The 19995-nt window shown below is 54.5% G+C and carries 16 protein-coding genes; 6 read left to right on the top strand and 10 right to left on the bottom strand.

The genetic code is table 11. The annotated features are described in order from the left end of the window. Positions 1-430 precede the first annotated feature (430 nt). Complete coding sequence (gene glnA / locus DYY88_RS03510) at positions 431-1849, top strand: type I glutamate--ammonia ligase (protein ID WP_039725579.1); 1419 nt, start codon at positions 431-433, stop codon at positions 1847-1849. Between the two features lie 184 nt (positions 1850-2033). Continuing rightward, positions 2034-3122 carry a class I SAM-dependent methyltransferase gene (locus DYY88_RS03505; RefSeq protein WP_039725578.1) on the top strand — a complete coding sequence of 363 codons (1089 nt, stop codon included), beginning with the start codon at positions 2034-2036 and terminating at the stop codon, positions 3120-3122. A gap of 164 nt (positions 3123-3286) precedes the next feature. On the opposite strand, the gene DYY88_RS03500 is transcribed toward DYY88_RS03505, so the two are convergent. Then, positions 3287-3661 carry a hypothetical protein gene (locus DYY88_RS03500; protein WP_039725577.1) on the bottom strand — a complete coding sequence of 125 codons (375 nt, stop codon included), beginning with the start codon at positions 3659-3661 and terminating at the stop codon, positions 3287-3289. Between the two features lie 1101 nt (positions 3662-4762). On the opposite strand from DYY88_RS03500, the gene DYY88_RS03495 reads away from it, so the two are divergent. Then, a complete protein-coding gene (locus DYY88_RS03495; protein ID WP_052288244.1) occupies positions 4763-5905 on the top strand; it encodes an extracellular solute-binding protein in 1143 nt (380 codons plus the stop codon). Here the strand turns inward: DYY88_RS03495 and DYY88_RS03490 are convergent. The 5 genes from DYY88_RS03490 to DYY88_RS03470 form a co-directional block, all read right to left on the bottom strand. Further along, the gene (locus DYY88_RS03490) at positions 5888-6679 is read right to left on the bottom strand and encodes a hypothetical protein (protein ID WP_130199313.1); all 792 of its coding nucleotides are present in this window, start codon (positions 6677-6679) and stop codon (positions 5888-5890) included. The genes DYY88_RS03495 and DYY88_RS03490 overlap by 18 nt on opposite strands. A gap of 5 nt (positions 6680-6684) precedes the next feature. Next, entirely contained in the window at positions 6685-9360 is a 2676-nt protein-coding gene (locus DYY88_RS03485) for a TIGR03960 family B12-binding radical SAM protein (protein ID WP_039725575.1), read from the bottom strand. A 133-nt stretch (positions 9361-9493) separates the two neighbouring features. Next, entirely contained in the window at positions 9494-10612 is a 1119-nt protein-coding gene (locus tag DYY88_RS03480) for a beta-ketoacyl-ACP synthase (protein ID WP_039725574.1), read from the bottom strand. Positions 10613-10621: 9 nt separating this feature from the next. Next, a complete protein-coding gene (locus DYY88_RS03475; RefSeq protein ID WP_039725573.1) occupies positions 10622-11410 on the bottom strand; it encodes a peptidylprolyl isomerase in 789 nt (262 codons plus the stop codon). 80 nt (positions 11411-11490) lie between these two features. Then, the gene (locus DYY88_RS03470) at positions 11491-12057 is read right to left on the bottom strand and encodes a photosystem I assembly protein Ycf4 (RefSeq protein ID WP_039725572.1); all 567 of its coding nucleotides are present in this window, start codon (positions 12055-12057) and stop codon (positions 11491-11493) included. A gap of 236 nt (positions 12058-12293) precedes the next feature. On the opposite strand from DYY88_RS03470, the gene psbD reads away from it, so the two are divergent. Further along, the gene (gene psbD, locus DYY88_RS03465) at positions 12294-13352 is read left to right on the top strand and encodes a photosystem II D2 protein (photosystem q(a) protein) (RefSeq protein WP_039729310.1); all 1059 of its coding nucleotides are present in this window, start codon (positions 12294-12296) and stop codon (positions 13350-13352) included. Positions 13353-13812: 460 nt separating this feature from the next. Next, positions 13813-15072 (top strand): RNA polymerase sigma factor SigC, encoded by a 1260-nt coding sequence (gene sigC / locus DYY88_RS03460; protein ID WP_039725405.1) that lies wholly within the window; start codon positions 13813-13815, stop codon positions 15070-15072. A 366-nt stretch (positions 15073-15438) separates the two neighbouring features. Here sigC and DYY88_RS03455 read toward each other — a convergent pair whose 3' ends face one another. After that, positions 15439-16128 (bottom strand): GDSL-type esterase/lipase family protein, encoded by a 690-nt coding sequence (locus DYY88_RS03455; RefSeq protein WP_039725404.1) that lies wholly within the window; start codon positions 16126-16128, stop codon positions 15439-15441. A gap of 249 nt (positions 16129-16377) precedes the next feature. Here DYY88_RS03455 and DYY88_RS03450 point away from each other — a divergent pair, with 249 nt between their 5' ends. After that, positions 16378-17322, top strand: coding sequence for a serine hydrolase (locus DYY88_RS03450; protein ID WP_039725403.1), 945 nt, complete (start codon positions 16378-16380; stop codon positions 17320-17322). A 92-nt stretch (positions 17323-17414) separates the two neighbouring features. On the opposite strand, the gene DYY88_RS03445 is transcribed toward DYY88_RS03450, so the two are convergent. The 3 genes from DYY88_RS03445 to uppS form a co-directional block, all read right to left on the bottom strand. Then, a complete protein-coding gene (locus DYY88_RS03445) occupies positions 17415-18194 on the bottom strand; it encodes an ABC transporter permease (protein WP_039725402.1) in 780 nt (259 codons plus the stop codon). Between the two features lie 114 nt (positions 18195-18308). Beyond that, positions 18309-19109 carry an SAM hydrolase/SAM-dependent halogenase family protein gene (locus DYY88_RS03440; RefSeq protein WP_039725401.1) on the bottom strand — a complete coding sequence of 267 codons (801 nt, stop codon included), beginning with the start codon at positions 19107-19109 and terminating at the stop codon, positions 18309-18311. A gap of 70 nt (positions 19110-19179) precedes the next feature. Next, positions 19180-19926 carry an undecaprenyl pyrophosphate synthase gene (gene uppS, locus DYY88_RS03435; RefSeq protein WP_130199351.1) on the bottom strand — a complete coding sequence of 249 codons (747 nt, stop codon included), beginning with the start codon at positions 19924-19926 and terminating at the stop codon, positions 19180-19182. Between the last annotated feature and the right edge of the window lie 69 nt (positions 19927-19995).

Below are 19995 nucleotides of genomic sequence, written 5' to 3'. Positions count from 1 at the left end.
AAGAAACCCCCAGGTGATTGTTACATTCAGATACATTTCGCAATATGCGGCTGCTCGACAGCAAGGGGAACCTTCTACAAAAATGAGTGTGTCAAGGCTTTATTTGCCGGTGTGTTGGCGGCAAATGGGTGCGGCTTGCCAGTCAATGCAAGCCGAAAGCGGCAATTGAATATTCGTCTGAGCAATGGGTTTCAGCTTTCGTAAAAACTGATACAAAAGACGCGAATCCCTATCCATAGGATGAGTCAGACAACTTAAGGCTTGGTTCGCGGACATCTTAGAAATTTAAGTGCATTGGCCATTGAGAGGATCAACAGTGACTGCATTGTGCAATCAGCAGTCCTTGCCGCTTCTTAAAACGTGGTGTCTACTGTACTAGCCAATGAATACGAGTTGCCCTTGCGGACTTAGACAGTATAAGGAGTAATACATGGCGACCGCTGAAGACATCTTGAAAAAAATTCAGGATGAAAATATCCAATTAGTCGACCTGAAATTTATCGATTTGCCGGGCATCTGGCAGCACTTGACCCTACACGTCAGCCAGATTGATGCTGATAGCTTCACCGATGGCGTCGCTTTCGACGGTTCCAGTATTCGGGGGTGGAAAGCCATTAACGAGTCCGACATGATGATGGTGCCCGATCCAGACACCGCTTGGATCGATCCCTTCTATGCGGAACCGACCTTGAGCATGATCTGCACCATCAAGGAGCCGCGGACTGGGGCGCTGTATGAGCGTTGTCCTCGGGCGGTGGCAACTAAGGCGATCGACTACCTCAAATCGAGTGGCATTGGTGATACTGCTTTCTTTGGTCCAGAAGCTGAGTTCTTCATTTTTGATGACGTTCGCTTCGACCAAAACGAGCATTCCGCTTATTACTACGTCGATAGCGTTGAAGGTCGCTGGAACACGGGCCGTGAGGAAGAAGGCGGCAACCTGGGTTACAAGCCTCGTTACAAAGAAGGTTACTTCCCTGTTGCGCCGACTGATACTTCCCAAGACATGCGCAGCGAAATGCTGCTGACCATGGCCAGCTTAGGTGTACCCATTGAGAAGCATCACCACGAAGTAGCGACAGGTGGACAGTGTGAACTGGGGATCAAGTTTGGTGAGCTGATTCAAGCGGCTGACTGGTTGATGATCTACAAGTACTGCATCAAGAACGTCGCCAAGAAGTACGGCAAGACGGTCACCTTCATGCCCAAGCCTTTGTTCAATGACAACGGTTCTGGGATGCACACTCACCAGTCCATCTGGAAAGATGGGCAGCCCATGATGGCCGGTGATAAGTACGCGGGCTTGAGCCAAACTGCTCTGTGGTACATCGGCGGCATTCTGAAGCACGCCCCGGCATTGCTCGCTTTCACAAACCCGACGACCAACTCTTACAAGCGTTTGGTGCCTGGTTTTGAGGCTCCGGTGAACCTGGCTTATTCTCAGGGCAACCGCTCGGCTTCGGTGCGGATTCCGCTCTCTGGGGATAACCCGAAAGCAAAGCGTCTGGAGTTTCGTTGCCCTGATGCAACCTCCAACCCCTACTTGGCCTTTGCTGCCATGCTTTGTGCCGGTATTGACGGCATTAAGAACCAGATTGATCCCGGTGATCCCCTCGATGTGGACATCTATGACCTCAGCCCTGAAGAACTGGCGAAGATTCCTTCAACGCCTGGTTCTTTGTTGGATGCGTTGAAAGCGCTTGAGGAAGATCACGAGTTCTTGATCTCCGGTGGTGTCTTTACTGAAGACTTCATCCAAAACTGGATTGAGTACAAGCTCGATAATGAGGTTAACCCCATGCGGTTGCGGCCTCATCCCTACGAGTTGTCTCTCTACTACGATTGCTAAGGTCGCAATCTAAGTTGCAACAGAGCGTTCAACTCCCTCTGTGAATCTGTGGTTAAAAGGTCGCCTGCGGGCGGCCTTTTCTTTTTTGGGAAGAAAAATATTCTCGCTTCGGTAGCGGCAAGGTGTATTCGTTACAATTCATAATATTCGTTCTGTTTTTGACTCCAATTCTGCGTTGCTGCCAATGCCTGACACTTTGACTAAGCTGGCCTATCAAGCCTTTCAAGAGGGTAAAAATTACTTTGGCTTGGGCCATAAAGCGATCGCGACTCAACTGCGATTATGGCTGCGTCCCAACATTAAATTTGAGCTGAAATCCATCACCCCGGAATTTTTGGCCGACATTGACCGCCGTCGTCAAGCGCTGATTGAAACCGATTGGCAAGATGCCGAAGCGGGAATTTACGACAAGTCTTTATTGTTTGACAACCCCTGGCAGGACTTTTTTCAGTACTATCCTGCGATCTGGTTAGATCTTCCCGCTATCTGGGATCGCGCCGAAGACAAGCAGACTGCGGCATTTGACCCAGAGATTGATACGACGCTCTATCCCAGCTACTACCGTCGCAACTTTCATAACCAGACCAATGGATATTTGAGTGATCTTTCGGCCAACCTGTATGACACGCAGGTGGAGTTGCTGTTTGGCGGGGTGACTGACGCAATGCGGCGGCGGATTCTGAAGCCACTCAAAGCTGCCCTGTCGGCATCGACAACGCCAACATCGTCATCTGATACACAATCGCTGCAACGGGTACAGCCCAAACTGCTTGATGTCGCTTGTGGCACAGCTCGTACTCTGAGGATGGTGCGCCAAGTGTTGCCCGATGCTTCGCTGTTTGGGATTGATCTGTCGCCAGCATATTTGCGTAAAGCCAATCAGCTGCTGTCAGAAACCCCTGGCACCTTGCCGCAACTCGTGCAGGGGCAAGCAGAGGATATGCCCTACCGTGACGACTTTTTTGACGCCCTGGTGTGTGTGTTCCTGTTTCATGAGTTGCCGGGGCCGGTGCGGCAGCAAGTGATTGATGAGGCTTATCGGGTGACTAAGCCTGGCGGCACGTTCATTATCTGTGACTCGATTCAGAGAATTGATACGCCGGAGTTAGAGCCAATCATGATCAATTTTCCCGAGCTATTTCATGAACCGTTTTATCGAGACTACACCTATGACAATTTGAGCGATCGCTTGACGCAGGCGGGCTTCACGGAGATTGATACCGAGATTCACCTGTTCAGCAAATATTGGGTCGCTCGAAAACCGGGCGCTTGATGCCAGGTTGGGAAAAGCAATACAAGAGATCGCGCTCAGGTTTAGAATCTGACGCGATCGCTCAATTTCAGACAATAAAGCTGCTCGACAAATCACTCGGCAATACGTCGCTGAGCGATTGCTTGATAACGGAGGAAGATGGCAGCGGCCTTGTTCTGCTTGTTCTAATAGTGTGCGCGACTGGCCAGCAGTTGCTCTTCCAATGTGGCGATGCGGTTGTAGGCAGCGGTCAGCTGAGCCGTCAACCGTTGAATTTGAATTTCGGGCGACAAAGTGCTTTCTTCCCCCGTACGGTCAGTTTCTAGATAAACAGAATCCATGAGAATGTCTTTGTGCATGAGCAAGGCTTCGCCACGATGAATGTGACCAGTCGATGGCGTTGAGGCGGCGGAATGGTCATCTAGCAATACACCTGCTGCTGAATGCGACTGAGAAGACGACAAAATCTCAGTGACTCGATAATTGACTTGATCAATTAGCTGATGAAGTGCGTCAACTTTCTGGGTCAGCAAAGTGACCTGGGACTCGATTGGTTGCATATGACGCTAAAGCTCTGAATAGAATGATCTCCATCCTATAGCCAGTATTTTTCAATGCCCCAATTTTACAGAGGGATTTAAAGTTTGTTGATATTTTATGTCAGCTTAAGAATCTGTCGCTGAATGCACTTTCCCTTTGCTGTACTTATAGATTTTTTGATGTGCTTTTGTGAATTCTTTTTCGGAAAGGTGAAGACTCCCTGAATTGAGGAATCTGAGATTAGGGGCTGAGACGGTTTTTGTCTGAAAATACAACCCTAGAAATGTCGAGATTTTGACTGATTGGTCGGCAGTTAGGCAGTTGTGCTGAGGGCTAGAGATTTTGAGTTGCTGGGTAGAGAATCTGGGGATACTATGGCCTCGAATTATCTGCCTACGAAGATTTCAGTGATGCTTCAGGGGTGTTGATCGATTCTTGTTGCTAAAGGAGAACTAGCACTGGAGTCGAAAATATTTTGCGGAATGGGAAGTAATGATGGGGTTTGAGCGCCATGGACAGGTCGGTTTTTTGGCGGTTTTGTCAGCACAGAGAATTAAATGTTCAAGCCTAACGATGTCGAGAATGGTGTGACGGCATAAGGAACGCTTGGTTGGAATTTAGAGGTTAGCGATCGCCCTAAATGAGTTAGCGATGGCGAGTTTCCAAGAAAATTTTCCGAGTTGCTTTTGAATCAGAAAAAGTGTTGCTGAGTAATCATTTCCGGAGCGGAAATATCATTATTTTCCATAAGTTGTCTTTGGCGTCTTGAGGGCGATTGGGCCTCTATTTTGGGAAAGAGGGCACCCCTATGCTAGAGGATGGCTGGTGCAGAGGTCGGGGCCTCGATGCGGTGGCGGAATGTGATGTGTTCGGCGATCGCATTGCATCGGCATGGTGAAAGTGACACCGATTTAAGTGGGTATTCTCCGAGTCAACCCCGTCAGACGGGCTTGCATGAGCCACCACGGCCCTCTATCTCGATCACGTTGAACCGCACCACGTCAGGCTCGCTAAGGTCGGCACACCAACTCTAAGGGCGATCAGTTTGATAGGCTTGTAGAGCTTTGGCCCAGCGCCATTGGCCACGGTGTTACGTTCTCTGGAATGACGGTTGGGAGTGTATGGATCGACGACGTCTGCTGATGGGGCTCATGGCCGTTATGGCGACCTCTATGACCGCTTGCCAAGGTCGCTCAGACAATACTTTGCTGGTGGCCGCGATCGCGGGGGCGCTATCGCCCCAAATGCTCCGTGATCTACAGAGCCGCCAATCGGCGGACATCGTGCTCCGACTCAAAGCCCAGGAGAGTTTGGTGGCGCTCTTCCAACAGTTGCAGGCTTGGCAAGCGGCAGCTCAATCAGCCACTCCTGAGGCTGGGCCGCGTCGAGCCGATTGGGCCTTGCTGAGCGATTATTGGCTGTTGCCAGCCATTCAACAGGAATTGATCAGCCCACTGGATAATGTTGATGCCATTGCTGGCTGGGAGTCTTTACCCGACTCTTGGGCGCGTTTACTTCAGCGCAGTCAGGACGGGTTGTTGTCGGCGACTGGGCCGACTTGGGGGACGCCCTACCGCTGGCATCATCTGATGATGGTGTACGATCGCCGTTTTTTTAATTCATTAGGTTGGGAGCCCACCACCTGGTCTGATCTATTGCGAGCAGAGTTGCAAGAGCGCATCATCTTGCCTGATCATCCCCGTTTGGTGCTGGGGCTCATGCTCAAGGCATTCAATCATTCCGTGAATGATCCCGATCCGGCCAGTCATGCGGATGTGGTGTCAGCTTTGGAGACTTTACGAACGCAAGTTAAGGCCTATGACACGACGACCTATTTACAGTCGCTCGTGATTGGTGATGCGCCCGTGGCCGTGGGGTGGTCCGGTGATATCCAGCCGCTGTTGTCGCGCTATCGCTATTTGCAAGCGGTGGCTCCTGAGCCGGGTACGCTGCTATCCGCAGACGTTTGGACTCGTCCTAAGGGAACAGCCGCAACTGCAACGATGCCAATGTCTGACTTTGAGCAAGCCTGGCTCAGCTATTGGTGGCAACCCGACGTGGTAACCCCTCTAAGCCTATTGACTCAGGGGTTGTCGCCATTGTTATTGGCCGATCAGCCGTTAGACTTCGACTTTGAGTTGGCGGCGAATACGGTGATGCCTGCCCCTGCCCAGTTGCAAAACAGCGAATTTGTGGAACCTTTGGCAGATGCCGCGATCGCTAACTACAACCAGCTATGGCAGCAATTACGGGGGCGCGAATAGGTCATCGCCAAAGTTGGGGATTTCATAGTTTACGAATGAACCGATAGCGGCCTCACAATTCACATCAAGTAGTTGAGCGGTGGGGACTTCTTGGCTGGGTCGGTCATTGATGCCGGGAATATTGCTAAAGTCACAGGCGTGAATCCCGGCCAAATCGATCGAGTTATAAATTCTGACGTGGTGCCCATAGTTCATCCCAGCGGTACCAAGCTGTCGCAGCACGGCAAATTGCTGAAAGTCGTTAAAGCGGTTCCAATATTGCGGGTCAACTTGCACATCAATCACTGGCGCGGCGGCAGTTTGACTGTAAAACGCCGTCCAACCGCGAACGAGGCGATAGCCTGCCACCCTGATAATGGTGTCGTTCGAAACTCGCCAGAGGGTCGGCAGACTATCGCGACTCCACCAAACGCTGGGCAGCGTGGCTTGGAAGAGCGAGACTGAATCTTGAGAAACGATTGGCCAGTTTTCGTCGGCTTCTTCAAAGAAGCCCAAATCGTTGCCGTAGCTGGACGGAATATCGATTAATAATTGCAGCATCGCCTCCTCAGCCGGCATCCCTGTGGGGGGGGCGGGCGTTTGGGCGATGGCACGGTTAGCTAGACCAACCGCCAAGACAATGCCGCCGATGAGGCTGCCCCAAGCGACCCGCTGAAAACGTGCTGTGAGAGAAGGCGCGGCAAAAGTTGGCATGGTCGGCAATGCAGCGATCGCTGCATGACGTTGAACAATGCCCATCTCCGGCGGGTTTTCACCAAGGGGAGCGCCGCTCATCGGCCTCAGACTGTGACCGAGGCCGACTCTAAAATGAGCCGCAAACGATGGGCATGGAGTAGCTGAATGGGCACGCCTGCCGCCTGCTCCAGCATGTAAACGACATGCTCCGGACGCAGCAGAGTACCGTCGTTACGACAGCTACCTCTATATCGAATGATAGCTTGAGCGCCCAGATTGTTCCGTTGCAGGCGGTCAGGCATGAGGACCGTCTCCGCCGTCTCGGCCATCGTCAACTCAAAGAGGCGATCGCGCAAGTTGACCTGCTTCTTTTTGCCCGATTTTGTGGTGTGTTCCCAGGCGATCTCATCACGGTGCAGAATGTCGTCGAGCCAGCTCTGCCAATCAGGGGATGCCGCTAACTCCGGATCTGTCTCGAGGGCGATGGCCAAGACATATTCCGCCTGATCCAGCGATTTCGTCGCCGAGGGGTCATTTAGCGACACGTCGGCCACTTTGTAGACGGGCATGTCGGCTGGCAACTGCGCCGCCAATCGTTCCCGAAACTCGGTTAACTCAAGCGGTTGGGTCAGTTCAAAATCGACGATTTCACCGGTGCTGGTGGCTCCCAAGGGCAAGGCATTGGCGGGCGAGATGCGGGGGCCGGGATGATAGCCGCCAGTAAACGCCACGGGGAGGGCGGCTCGCCGTACGGCGCGATCAAACAGGCGCACTAAATCCAGATGGCCGAGTAAAGATAATTCCCCCAACTTGCCCAACCACACGCGAATGCGCTGTGCCCGGTTTTGGTTGGGCTGAAAATGGCCGGTGAAATCGGGAATGGGCGGCGGCGGCACCACGACGTTGTGGCCAAAGTCGGGGCCACAGATACCGCAGTGAGAGCATCCTTCAAAGGAACAGTCCGGTACTGTAGCCGCTTCCAACGCACGTTGCAGGTCATCTTTGAGCCATTGTTTATCAATGCCGGTGTCGAGGTGATCCCACGGCAGGGGACTGTCGAGGTTGCTGACCTGATCGGCGGTGTGGGTGTCCATCAGGTTCCATTCCCCGGTTTCGACCTGGCGATATTTCCAAGAAAGACCCGCTTCATCGATCGCTTGCGTCCAAGCGCCAAAGGCGCGCTCCAGACTTTCCCACCAAGAATCCATCCCGGCCCCTAATTCCCAGGCGCGACGAACAACAGCGGAGAGGCGGCGATCGCCCCGGCCGACAAAATCTTCCATGGCGGAAATGCGCACGTCGGTGAAGTTGGCTTTGATGCCCCGCATTTTCTGGAACTCCGCCCCCAGCAGTTCCTGTTTCCGCAAAAACTCGCTGGTGGAGACGCTGTGCCACTGAAAGGGCGTGTGGGGTTTCGGCGTGAAGTTGGAAATGGTGAGATTTACCTTCAGGGGTTTGCGGCCTTTTTGGCGACATTCCTGTTGTAGCCAGCGCACCGTTTCGGCGATGCCCAGCACATCGGCATCAGTTTCTCCGGGCAACCCAATCATGAAATAGAGCTTGACGCGATCCCAGCCCTGTTCGTAGGCCGTTTTCACGCCGCGCAGTAGTTCTTCGTTGGTCAAGCCTTTATTAATGATGTCGCGCATTCGCTGCGTCCCGGCTTCGGGCGCAAAGGTCAGCCCGGTTTGGCGCGTTCCCCCCAGGATGTTGGCGATGTTTTCGTCAAAGCGATCGACCCGCTGACTGGGCAGTGAGAGGGATATGTTGTCGTCCTTCAGGCGATTTTTGACCTCTAATCCCACCGCTGGCAGCGCTAGGTAATCTGAACAACTGAGGGACAGCAGCGAAAATTCGTTGTAGCCGGTGGCTCGCATCCCTTTTTCGATCGCATCCACGACTTCCGTCGTATCCACATCGCGGGCGGGACGAGTGAGCATCCCCGGTTGGCAAAAGCGACAGCCCCGCGTGCAGCCCCGGCGGATCTCGACCGTGAGGCGATCGTGCACCGTTTCCACATAGGGCACCAAGCCGATCGCGTAATGGGGCATCGGTGTCGCGACCCGACGCAGCACGCGGGCCGGCACATCGGGACGGTTGGGATGTACCGAGCCATCCGTCGCCATGTCGTAGAACCGAGGCACATAAACGCCGGGCACTTGGGCGAGATCCAGCAGTAACTCCTCGCGAGTTAGGCCAGCAGCTTTGCCTTCTTCGATGACCAGGCCAATTTCGGGCAGCAGTTCTTCGCCATCCCCCAGCGCGACAAAATCGAGGAATTCGGCGTAGGGTTCGGGATTGGAAGTCGCGGTTTGCCCTCCGGCAAAAATAAGCGGCCAGCTTCCGGTCTCAACATTCCAGGGACCATCGGCATCCCGTTCCTGCGAAGTCAGCGGAACTCGGGCCAGGGTCAGCATTTCCAAAATGTTGGTTGCGCCCAATTCATAGGCGAGGCTAAAGCCCAAAATGTCGAAGTCGGGGAGCGATCGCCGCGATTCCACCGCAAACAGGGGCAGGTCGGCCTCAGCGAGTTTGGTGGCGAGATCGGCAGCGGGCAGGTAAGCGCGATCGCACAGTTGTCGGGGCTGGGCATTCAAAATGCTGTAAAGAATGATGTGCCCCAAGTTAGACGCGCCCACCTCGTAAACTTCGGGATAGGTGAGCACCCAGCGCACATCGGCCTCATGCCAGGGCTTATGCACTGCTCCCAGTTCGTTTCCTAAATAGCGAGCGGGTTTATTGATCCCAGTGTTGAGCAGCGATTCGACGGCAACAGCCACGGCAATACCTTTGAAAACATGCAAGTCAGCGCAAGCATCACTATAGCGAAAAGCTTCCCTCGGTTTAGCGGCGATCGCGGGGATCAGTGACCAAATATTGACGCGGCTGCCCTTGTGCGACTATTGCTCAACGTTAAGGCCGACTCATGGCAATCACTGCGTTTTGGCCCCCAAAGCCAAAGCTAAAACAGAGGGCGGTGGTCAACGAGGTCGGCACAGCTGTCTGGGGCAACCTCAGATCAAAGGCGGGATCTCGCAAACCGACACAAGGCGGCACGATTTGGTGATGCAGTGCCAGCACACACATCACCGCGCTGATCGCTCCCGATGCCCCCAAGGTATGACCGGTTGCCCCCTTCGTTCCTGTTACCCAGACGGATGGGGGAAAGACGGCCTGGATCAATTCGTTCTCATAAAGGTCATTTAGCCGGGTGCTGGTGCCGTGGGCGTGGATGAGATCGACCGTTTCTGGAGCTAGCTGACTGCGTTCCAGACAAGTGCGAATGGCTGCCAACCCGCCTGCATAGCTGGTGGCATCCGGCGCACTCACATGATTCGCATCGGCGGTGAGTCCCGCTCCCAGCAGCCGAGCATAGATACGAGCGGAGCGATCGCGGGCCACATGCTCGGATTCCAGCAATAGCAGAGCCGCTCCTTCGCCAAGTACCAAGCCCTCGCGTCGCTGATCAAAGGGGTAGCAGCCCGTTGTCGCCAGTGCCCGCATTTGCTCAAAACCGGCCAAAGTGAGCGGCGTAATGGCCGCTTCGCCTGCGCCAACGAGAACGCGATCGCACTGCTCCGAGCGAATCAGGTCAGCCCCTTGAGCGATCGCCCACACCCCCGTGGCGCAAGCGGCCATCGGTGCCAAGACCGGACCTTGCGATCCCAGGTGCCGAGCGACAGCGATCGCGCCCATGTGCGGCAGGCTGGCTGCCCAATCATCGATCAGGCCAGTCGTGAGAAACCGTTCCCACTGGGCCTGATGCCCGCGACTGCTGCCAATAACGACACCACAGTTGGGTAACTGTCCTGACAGTCCGGCGTCTTGAATGGTGGCTTGAGCCGCGGCGGTCAACAACGGGTCCAAATGAGCCGGTTGCTTGCCCAGCATGGCCAGCGGTCTTGGCTCCAGTTCCGAAAATGGCTGGCGGAGGGCGATCGCACTGTCCCCTCGCAGTAAGCGTTGCCAAGTTTGGTCGGCATTGGCCCCCAAAGCCGACACCAAACCGATGCCCGTAACGACCACCGTCATTGAAAGTTTCTATTCCGGTTGCTGGAGATTTTCAATCCCCGACACCACCGTGGCCGATTCAACAATGTCGCCCTGCTCAATGTTATCGACGATGTCCATGCCTTCGGTCACGTAACCAAACACGGCATAACTACCATCCAGAAAAGGCAAATCTGCCAAAGCAAAGTAAAACTGGGCCGAGGCCGAATCGGGCAGCTGCGATCTCGCCATCGCTACGGCTCCCCGCGTATGAGTCAAGGCCGGAGGTTCGCCGATCTGGGCTTCGTCAAAAGTGCGACTGTAAAGCGGGCTGTCAGCACCACTCGGTTGAATTTCCAGCGGAATGTACCGAGGTTCATTGGTATCGGGATCAGTAAAGCTGCCTGTGCCTAACATCTGAGGCGATACCGAAGGATCCTTGCTTTGGGGGTCGCCCCCTTGCACCACAAAGGGTTCCGGCGATTTGACGACGCGATGAAAAGAGACGCCGTCGTAAACCCCGCGTTCGACCAAATCAACAAAGTTACCCGCTGTGACCGGGGCGCGATCGCCATCTACCTCAATAACGACGGTGCCACCATTGATTTGCATCTCCACCGTGGCCGCCCCATTCAGGACTGGCAGCCCGGCTGGCACTGTGCCTGATTCAGAGGCAACAGGCGCTTCGCCGGCTTCCTCAACGGGAGTATCGATCGCCGTAGTTTCATCCATCGACTCAGAGGCCGCACTGGTGTCTTCTGTATTAGTACAGGCAGTCAGGCCGACCACCATGACGACCAGACAGAGTGTCCAACTCCATTTCCGCAGTTGCTGCATCATATTGACGAATTTCCAATTTGCATCATCAAGCCACCATAGCGGCCTTACTCAGTGATTTCACTGCTAAGCAGTGAGCTCGCTTAAAGTCCTTCTAACGGGACTTGCAAAAAGCGAGCAAGTTCCGCCCCCTGATTTTCGAGATCAGACAAGGGCAAAGGCTGCCCCACCCGCGTCAGGGGAATATCAGGACGACCCTTGATTCTTAGATAGAGGGCTCGCTTTGGATTCAAGCCTTCACGAATATCCACGCGAATGGCCTGTACATTGTCGAGGGGATACTCAATTTCAATCTTCCGGTTTTTGCCAAAAAAACCTGAGCGAAAAATTCGCACCTGCCCAGTTTCTTTATTGAACTCGTTGTAACCGCCCCCCACATCTAAGGCGATGATCACCCAGAGATAGCTCGCGAGGGTAATGCCCGCGACCCCGTAAAACCCCATGGCCACGCCTTGAGGAATAAAAATCAATGAAGTGGGATCAGCAAACGGCAGTAGGTTCGTTTGCAAATAACTCGACAAGCTAGCCAAGAAAAATCCGGTGGCACCGAGGCTCACAATCGTTGCCCACCAATAGTTACTGAAGCGGCGGGCTCCCAGAACGGAATATTTCAAAACGCGATCGGTACTAGTTTGAATTGATGCAGTCATGCTCTGAGAGTTTAAGTATCAGATTGTAAAAATTTAGATCTCTCCCTATCATAATTAGAAACCTGCATTTCCTAGTTAAGAGCCTCTGTGGCTCGCAATAGGATGCATTGACGGGGCTGAGACTCGTTTCACAGAGTACAGGGTTTCCGTTAATGCGATCGCAGCTTTGCAATAAACCTGCAAAGTCTTGCATGCTAGACATGCTGGATTTCTAGCTATAGATGGAGAATCGCGCTATGACCATAGCAATGGGACGAGCGCAAGCCCAGCGAGGATGGTTCGACGTTCTCGATGACTGGCTAAAGCGCGACCGATTCGTCTTCGTCGGCTGGTCTGGTATTTTGCTATTCCCCTGCGCCTACTTGGCGGTGGGGGGCTGGCTGACCGGCACCACCTTTGTAACTTCCTGGTACACCCACGGTTTAGCCTCTTCCTACTTGGAAGGGTGTAACTTCTTGACCGTGGCAGTGTCCACTCCCGCTGCCAGCATGGGCCATTCCCTGCTGCTGCTGTGGGGACCTGAGGCCCAGGGCGACTTTGTGCGCTGGTGCCAAATTGGCGGCTTGTGGAGCTTCGTCGCTCTGCACGGTGCCTTCGGCCTGATTGGCTTCATGCTGCGTCAGTTTGAAGTCGCTCGTCTGGTCGGACTGCGGCCTTACAACGCGATCGCGTTTTCCGCCCCGATTGCCGTCTTTGTCTCCGTCTTCTTGATGTACCCCTTGGGCCAGAGCAGCTGGTTCTTTGCCCCCAGCTTCGGCGTCGCAGCCATCTTCCGCTTCCTGCTGTTCTTCCAGGGCTTCCATAACTGGACGCTGAACCCCTTCCACATGATGGGGGTAGCGGGCGTCTTAGGCGGTGCCCTGCTGTGTGCGATTCACGGAGCGACCGTGGAGAACACGCTGTTTGAAGATGGCGACGGTTCCAACACCTTCCGGGCGTTCGAGCCGACCCAAGCCGAAGAGACCTACTCGATGGTGACTGCGAACCGTTTTTGGTCGCAGATTTTCGGGATTGCGTTCTCGAACAAGCGCTGGTTGCACTTCTTCATGTTGTTTGTGCCAGTGACGGGATTGTGGATGGCGTCTGTGGGCGTCGTGGGTTTGGGTCTGAACCTGCGGGCCTATGACTTCGTGTCTCAGGAAATCCGCGCGGCGGAAGACCCTGAGTTTGAGACCTTCTACACGAAGAACATTTTGTTGAATGAAGGTATCCGGGCCTGGATGGCACCGACCGACCAGCCCCACGAGAAGTTTGTATTCCCTGAAGAGGTGTTGCCTCGCGGTAACGCGCTGTAGACACCAATTTAGGAAAACTGCACTCAAGAGCGTCCGCATAACGGGCGCTCTTTTTTTATGCCCATGTTTGGACTGCGGCTGGGAAATGCTCTGCCTTGGGATACCTGAGCGATTTAGATTGAGCTGTTGGGAAAGCAGTCGAGCTTCGTTCGGAGGGCACTTGACATCCCAATACGGTGTTGGTCGCTGGCAAAGGGGTGAGTCGACTGTGAAAAATCTCGAAAAACTTCTGGAATCGAGCGATCGCGTGACGAAGGTTATCTTACTGACCTGACCCAGGTCACATAGCAGAGTCAATCGACTCCATACACTAAGCCTAGTCCTCATTTGGCTTCTCTGGGGAGTTTCAGTTCGTAACTTGGAACTCATTCCCTTGATGCTAAGTCGTGGCAAATGGGCATATTAAGCCCATAGCTGACGGCACCTCACCGTGCCACCCTGGAAATACTTCATACGTCCTATGACTTACACCACCAGCCAACCGGATACCACGAGCAAGGTTCTGACTGATCCAGATTTGGAGGATGAGCAGGGGCTGACTGAAGTTGCCCCGCCGGAAGAAGCCGATTTAATGGCATCGGATGATGATGACCTGATTGCCGGCGTCACGGTTGGTGTGAGTCAGACCAAGACTCGCCGCACCACGGACCTCGTGCGCCTCTACTTACAAGAAATTGGCCGAGTGCGCTTACTGCAACGGGATGAAGAGGTCTCTGAAGCGCAGCATGTACAGCGTTACATGGAAATGATTGAACTGCGGGACAGTACGGGTGAGCAAAGTGGTGGAGTGCTGGAAGTCTACGCGCGGCTGATGCGCACCCGCGATCGCTTAACGTCCCATCTCGGCTATCGCCCCTCCTTAGAAAAATGGGCCAAAGAGTCAGATGTCCTTTTGGCTGACCTCAAGCCGACCCTGATGGAAGGTAAACGTGTTTGGGCGGAGCTGGCTGGGATTACCACTGATGAACTTGACATCGTAATTCGGGAAGGCGTCCGGGCTAAAGAGCACATGATCAAAGCCAACCTGCGCCTAGTGGTTTCGGTCGCGAAAAAATATCAAAACCGAGGGCTGGAGCTACTCGACCTGATTCAAGAAGGAACTCTGGGACTCGAAAGAGCCGTTGAGAAGTTTGATCCAACAAAAGGCTATCGGTTCAGCACCTACGCTTACTGGTGGATTCGTCAGGGCATCACCCGGGCGATCGCCACTCAAAGCCGGACCATTCGCCTGCCTGTCCACATCACCGAAAAGCTCAACAAAATTAAGAAGGCTCAGCGCAAGCTTTCGCAAGAGAAAGGCCATACGCCTTCATTAGAAGACATCGCGCGGGAACTGAAGATGGAACCCGAGCAGGTGCGTGAGGTGTTGGTGCGGGTACCGCGATCAGTTTCCTTAGATACGAAGGTGGGCAAAGAGCGCGACACCGAGCTGGGCGAACTATTAGAAACCGACAGCATCTCGCCCGAAGAGTTAATGATGCGAGAGTCGCTGCGTCGTGATTTGAAACAGCTCATGTCGGAGCTGACCGATCGCGAGCGGGATGTCATTCATCTGCGGTTTGGTCTCAAAGATGGCACACCCTATTCTCTGGCTGAGATTGGCCGTACGTTAGAACTCTCTCGGGAACGGGTGCGCCAAATTGAGTCGAAAGCGTTGCAAAAGCTGCGCCAGCCTAAGCGTCGTAACCGCGTGCGCGATTATTTAGAAGCGCTGGGCTAATTTGCCAACCGCCTCTAACTGACGACCAAAGCGGTCCTCATTCAACACCCTCTTGATCAGCCTGAGCGCTTTATTGAGAGGGTGTTTTGCATTGATGATTGTCCGGAGTGGTGCTGTGGGACGGTTGCTGAGCACAATGATCGGTTAGCAGCGATCGCTGTGCAAACTCAGTTATAGCAGTCCGCAGTGAGGTACTAACAGGCAAGGGACTTAAGCCCCTTGTTCCGCAGCATGGGGATGCACGGAGCTATCTACGCGGCGCTATGGCTGCAACAGTGCTCTGATTTTGTGTGAAGTAATCTTGGAGGCGCCACGCTTGCAAGTGGGCTCAGTGCAAAGATAACGAAGTCGTCAGGAAAGCCGCCACTACAGCACACTGCGGAAAGCAGACCAATCCATGATGTCGGCGAGTAGAGAGCGATAGCCCAAAACGTTGGGATGCAGACCATCGCTAGCAATGCGCGATCGCCACCAAGATTCTCCTCGACGGTGCCACAAATCCAACACATCTAAGTACGGGATATCTCGCTGCTCGCAGGCCCGTTTGGTAAATTCCTTGTAGCGGTGTTGGTCAACTTGGTTGTAATAGAGGACTTCAGCAAAGGGCATCTGTGTTTCAATCACAGGGGTCATGCCGATAAACATGACCGGACAGAGTGCTTGAGCCGTCTCCAACAGCTCTAACATTTGTGCCTGAAACAGGGCGAACTCTGTGAACGGGCGACCATCAGGCTTGCCAACTCGGCATGTGTCGTTCAGGCCCACCGAGAGCAAAATCAAGTCTGGTACGCGATTGCGAAATTCACCTCGGGTTTGAAACTCTTGCACCAATCGTTGGGCCACCCGGTGAGTCGTATCGGCCCGTACCCCCAAGTTATAAATGGCGTGACCGGGGGTTTCTGGTTGTAGCCACTGTCGTCTCAACCGCTCAACCCAGCCGCCCCCTTCAGGGTCACCAAATCCGTATACCAGACTGTCTCCAATGGCGACGATACGCTTTTCAGCAGGCTGGGGAGATTGGCCCAGCGATCGCGAAAACGGAGATACCGCCATCATGTTCAGGTTGCTCACTAAGGTTAAAGGAGGTGCGTAACTTTCTGTTACGTCTCTAACGGAATTTAGCATTCCCGAGATTTCTTTTCAAATAATCATCGCTTCTAACTGTGATTTCGGGGGGATGGCGATCGCTCTCGGACTCACCGTCGTCGCTGACCTGAGGTGCCTGAGAAATTCGGCTTCAGCGTCATGTCTCCGGCCATAACCCGGTAAGGTTGATCTGATATGTAGGGAAATGGACGCGCGATCGTGGCGGCAACTTTTTTTGAGCGAGATGCTCAGTTACAAACGGTTTTAGACCAAGTGCTAGAAGCCACCTGGGAGGCGTTTCCTCGGTTGGCCCGTAACCAAATTGCGGCCACCTGGCTAGTCTATGATCCGCCGTTTCCGATCAACACGGGGGGAGCAATTAGCATCGCAGATTTTTGGCAGCATCGACCGCGTGGGGCCAGCTATCGGGGCGTTGAGCTCATCTATCCGGCGAGTGTGGTGAAGCTGTTTTATTTAGTGGCAGCGCATGAGTGGCTAGAACGGGACATGGTGCCCGCTACCCCTGAGCTGGAACGCGCCCTGCGGGACATGATTGTGGACTCGAGCAACGATGCGACAGGGTTTGTGATTGACGTGCTCACGGGCACCACGAGCGGCCCGGAATTGCCACCTGGCCCGTTTGAAACGTGGAAGATTCAGCGCAATATTATCAACCGTTTTTTGCAGTCGCTCCAGTGGGCCGAATTAGAAACCATTAACGCCAACCAAAAAACCTGGTGTGATGGTCCCTACGGTCGCGAACGCTTCTTTCTGGGAGAAGCATACGAAAACCGCAATATGCTGACCACGGAAGCCACGTCACGTTTATTGCACAGCATTGTGGGGGGAGTGGCGGTGAGTGGAGCGAGATCGCAAATGATGATGGCCCTCATGCGTCGCACGCTCGATCCGCGTGTTCTTGCTGCCGATCCGGAAAATCAGGTCACGGGGTTCCTCGGGGCGGGCTTGCCGCTGCAGGCGGCGCTCTGGTCAAAGGCGGGACTCACCAGCAAAGTGCGCCATGATGCCGTCTACGTCGAACTCGATGGCTACTCACCCTTTCAGCTGGTGGTCTTTACTGAGGGGGCGGAACACAGCCAAAACGAGGAGATTTTGCCCTTTGTGATGCGTACCTTACTGGCCCAGAATAAACCTGAGGGATGAGACTGGCCTCAAGATCGAGTGCTGTTGGAATCATCCAGTGCTTGACGATGAACAGCCGAGACGACTGTTCAAACCAAATCGATCCCCATGGCCTAAAATTGGCGGCGGGCGAAGATGAATACGGCGATCGTGAGCAGCAGCGCTGTGTACAGCAAGCCATACAGTAAGTGGCTCAGCAGTTCTGGCGGGGATGGAAACAGGGTCATGCCGTAGACGGCTTCGTTGCGAAAGTTGAGGCGTTCTAAATCGGGCAAGACCAGGTACATGGCACTGGTCACTCGTTGAAAGAGGGGGCTCTCAGTCAGTTTGCCGAGGGCCACAATGTCTTGGCTCAAATGCCCCATGAGGTAGACCCCAATCGTCAACAATGTTGCCAGTAAAGAACTGGTGAACACTCCGAACAGCAGGGCCGCGGCCGTCAGCAACATCAACTCGATAAAGGTGTAGAAAATAGCGAGCAGCAGACTGACGGCGGTGAACTCAATTTGATTGAGCACGAGCACGGCGAAATAAATCACCGTTAAGCAGGCCAGGAGCACCGCCAACACTGCCGAAAGGCCGAAATGCTTTCCCCAGATAAATTCCAGACGGCTAATGGGCTTAGAAATCAGCACCAGCACCGTCTTTTTCTCAATTTCTTTATTGATGAGGCCCGTGCCGACAAAGACGGTGACAACGAGGCCCAGCAGGTGGATACCCGCCATGCCGAGGTCGAGAATGATTTTGTCTTGGGCATTGGCGGCCACGCTGGGCAGCAGGGCAGCGGCAGCAAACATGAGCAAGGCATACAGCCCCATGAGGTACAAGACGCGATCGCGAATCACTTCCTTGTAAACGTTGGTGGCAACGACAAATATGCGCGACAGACTCATAGATCTCAAAAACTCGCCTAGCCTCAGTCTGCAATGATACGTCTCTTTGCCCAGATACAACTACGGCGACCGGTGATTGAGGTTCATCACCGCTCTCAGGCCGTCAGGCGATCGCTAATCAGACTTCCCTTTAGCAATGAGTCTCACTTCATCGCCGATCGCGAGTCGGAGCCGGGCCTGGGCGCTGCTGCTGTTGAGGGCGATCTCGACCCAACCATGACTGCCGACGAGGGCGATCGCGTGGCCGATCTCCACCTCACCGTAAGCTTGCCCCACGGGAATTTCTACCGAGCCGACCTGCATTACCCAATGGCGATCGGCGATCGCGGTGGCGGGAATGGTGGTGATGAGGTTGCCGAAGTGATCGATATGCTGCACGGAGCCAATAATCTGCTCGGTTGAAATCTTGGGTTGAGGAATGGCGATGCGCATCAGCGTTTGCGGATCGAGCTTTTTGCCCAGTTCGGTAATGGCAACCCCCGCCGCGAGGTGGGCCGCCGCCGGGGCAAAAATATCACGTCCGTGAAAAGTTTGGCTGGGCTGGGGCGATCGCCAATATTCGGGCTTGGTCAGTTCTACGGCGTTGATATCTGCCATTGGCAGGGAATCGAAAACGCCACTGAGCACCCCGTTATCTGGCCCTACGAAAGTGCCCTGGGGCGTCTGGAGGGCGATCGCCCGGCGGGCCGTCCCCACACCCGGATCGACGACCACCAAATGCACCGTCCCCGCCGGAAAAAACGGATAGGCATTGAGCAGGGTAAACCGGGCGGCGGCGAGATTTTGCGGGGGAATGTTGTGGCTCAGGTCGATGAGCGCCGCAGCGGGACAGATGCCCGCGATGATGCCCTTCATCACACCGACATAGCCATCGCGATCGCCAAAATCGGTCAGCAAGGTAATTGGCGGCGGCATGGCGCAGTCTCCCAGTGCGGCTTCCGCCCTCAGCATCCCAGATCTTGGCCGCTCGTGCAGCAAGACTCCGTTAGGCGCTCAGGGCGGTGGGAACTTTGCCAAAGCGGCGATCGCGCTGCTGATAGGCCAACAGGGCGTCATGAAAGGCCACGCGGTCGAAATCAGGCCAGTAGCGATCGGTGAAATACAGTTCGGTGTAGGCCAACTGCCAGAGCAGATAATTGCTCAAGCGTTGTTCACCGCTGGTGCGAATCAGCAGATCTGGGTCGGGGCCATCGAGGGTATACAGCTGGCGGCTGATGGCGGTTTCGTCAATGTCGGCGGGCTGTAAGTGACCCTGCTGTACCTGGGCGGCCAGAGCCTGACAGGCACGGGTGATTTCTAGTCGACTTCCATAGTTCACCGCAACGTTAAAGGTGACGCCTCGGTTGTCAGCGGTCGTTTCACAGGCGTGGCGCATGGCGGTTTGGAGGGTGGCGGGGAGAGCGGACAAATCACCAAGAAACCGGAGCCGCACCCCTTCTCGGTGCATTTCGGCCAATTCCTTCTGCAAGAGCCGCTCAAATAGGCGCATGAGGAACTCGACTTCTTGCAGGGGGCGCTGCCAGTTCTCGGTCGAAAAAGCATAAACCGTTAGGTTGGGGATGCCCCAGTCTTGGCAACAGCGCACCAAGTCTTTGAGGATGCGCGCGCCCTGGCGATGGCCCGCAATGCGGGGCAAACCGCGAGCTTTGGCCCAGCGGCCATTCCCGTCCATGATGCAGGCGACGTGTCGAGGCAGGCGATCGCGATCCAGATCCACAGGCAAGGTTTTCATAGTGGCAAACGTCATAAAGGGTGAATTCAAATAGGGTGAGTGAGTTGATGGCGGGGCTGAGTCTTAGAC

This window comes from Leptolyngbya iicbica LK (assembly GCF_004212215.1).
In the GTDB taxonomy this organism is placed as follows: domain Bacteria; phylum Cyanobacteriota; class Cyanobacteriia; order Phormidesmidales; family Phormidesmidaceae; genus Halomicronema; species Halomicronema iicbica.
This window is presented reverse-complemented; position numbering and strand designations above follow the sequence as displayed.

Bases quoted from the DNA above. Each gene is read 5' to 3' on its own strand.
- glnA (WP_039725579.1), top strand. From the start codon at position 431: ATGGCGACCGCTGAAGACATCTTGAAAAAAATTCAGGATGAAAATATC.
- DYY88_RS03505 (WP_039725578.1), top strand. From the start codon at position 2,034: ATGCCTGACACTTTGACTAAGCTGGCCTATCAAGCCTTTCAAGAGGGT.
- DYY88_RS03500 (WP_039725577.1), bottom strand. From the start codon at position 3,661: ATGCAACCAATCGAGTCCCAGGTCACTTTGCTGACCCAGAAAGTTGAC.
- DYY88_RS03495 (WP_052288244.1), top strand. From the start codon at position 4,763: ATGGATCGACGACGTCTGCTGATGGGGCTCATGGCCGTTATGGCGACC.
- DYY88_RS03490 (WP_130199313.1), bottom strand. From the start codon at position 6,679: ATGAGCGGCGCTCCCCTTGGTGAAAACCCGCCGGAGATGGGCATTGTT.
- DYY88_RS03480 (WP_039725574.1), bottom strand. From the start codon at position 10,612: ATGACGGTGGTCGTTACGGGCATCGGTTTGGTGTCGGCTTTGGGGGCC.
- DYY88_RS03475 (WP_039725573.1), bottom strand. From the start codon at position 11,410: ATGATGCAGCAACTGCGGAAATGGAGTTGGACACTCTGTCTGGTCGTC.
- DYY88_RS03470 (WP_039725572.1), bottom strand. From the start codon at position 12,057: ATGACTGCATCAATTCAAACTAGTACCGATCGCGTTTTGAAATATTCC.
- psbD (WP_039729310.1), top strand. From the start codon at position 12,294: ATGACCATAGCAATGGGACGAGCGCAAGCCCAGCGAGGATGGTTCGAC.
- sigC (WP_039725405.1), top strand. From the start codon at position 13,813: ATGACTTACACCACCAGCCAACCGGATACCACGAGCAAGGTTCTGACT.
- DYY88_RS03455 (WP_039725404.1), bottom strand. From the start codon at position 16,128: ATGATGGCGGTATCTCCGTTTTCGCGATCGCTGGGCCAATCTCCCCAG.
- DYY88_RS03445 (WP_039725402.1), bottom strand. From the start codon at position 18,194: ATGAGTCTGTCGCGCATATTTGTCGTTGCCACCAACGTTTACAAGGAA.
- DYY88_RS03440 (WP_039725401.1), bottom strand. From the start codon at position 19,109: ATGCCGCCGCCAATTACCTTGCTGACCGATTTTGGCGATCGCGATGGC.
- uppS (WP_130199351.1), bottom strand. From the start codon at position 19,926: ATGAAAACCTTGCCTGTGGATCTGGATCGCGATCGCCTGCCTCGACAC.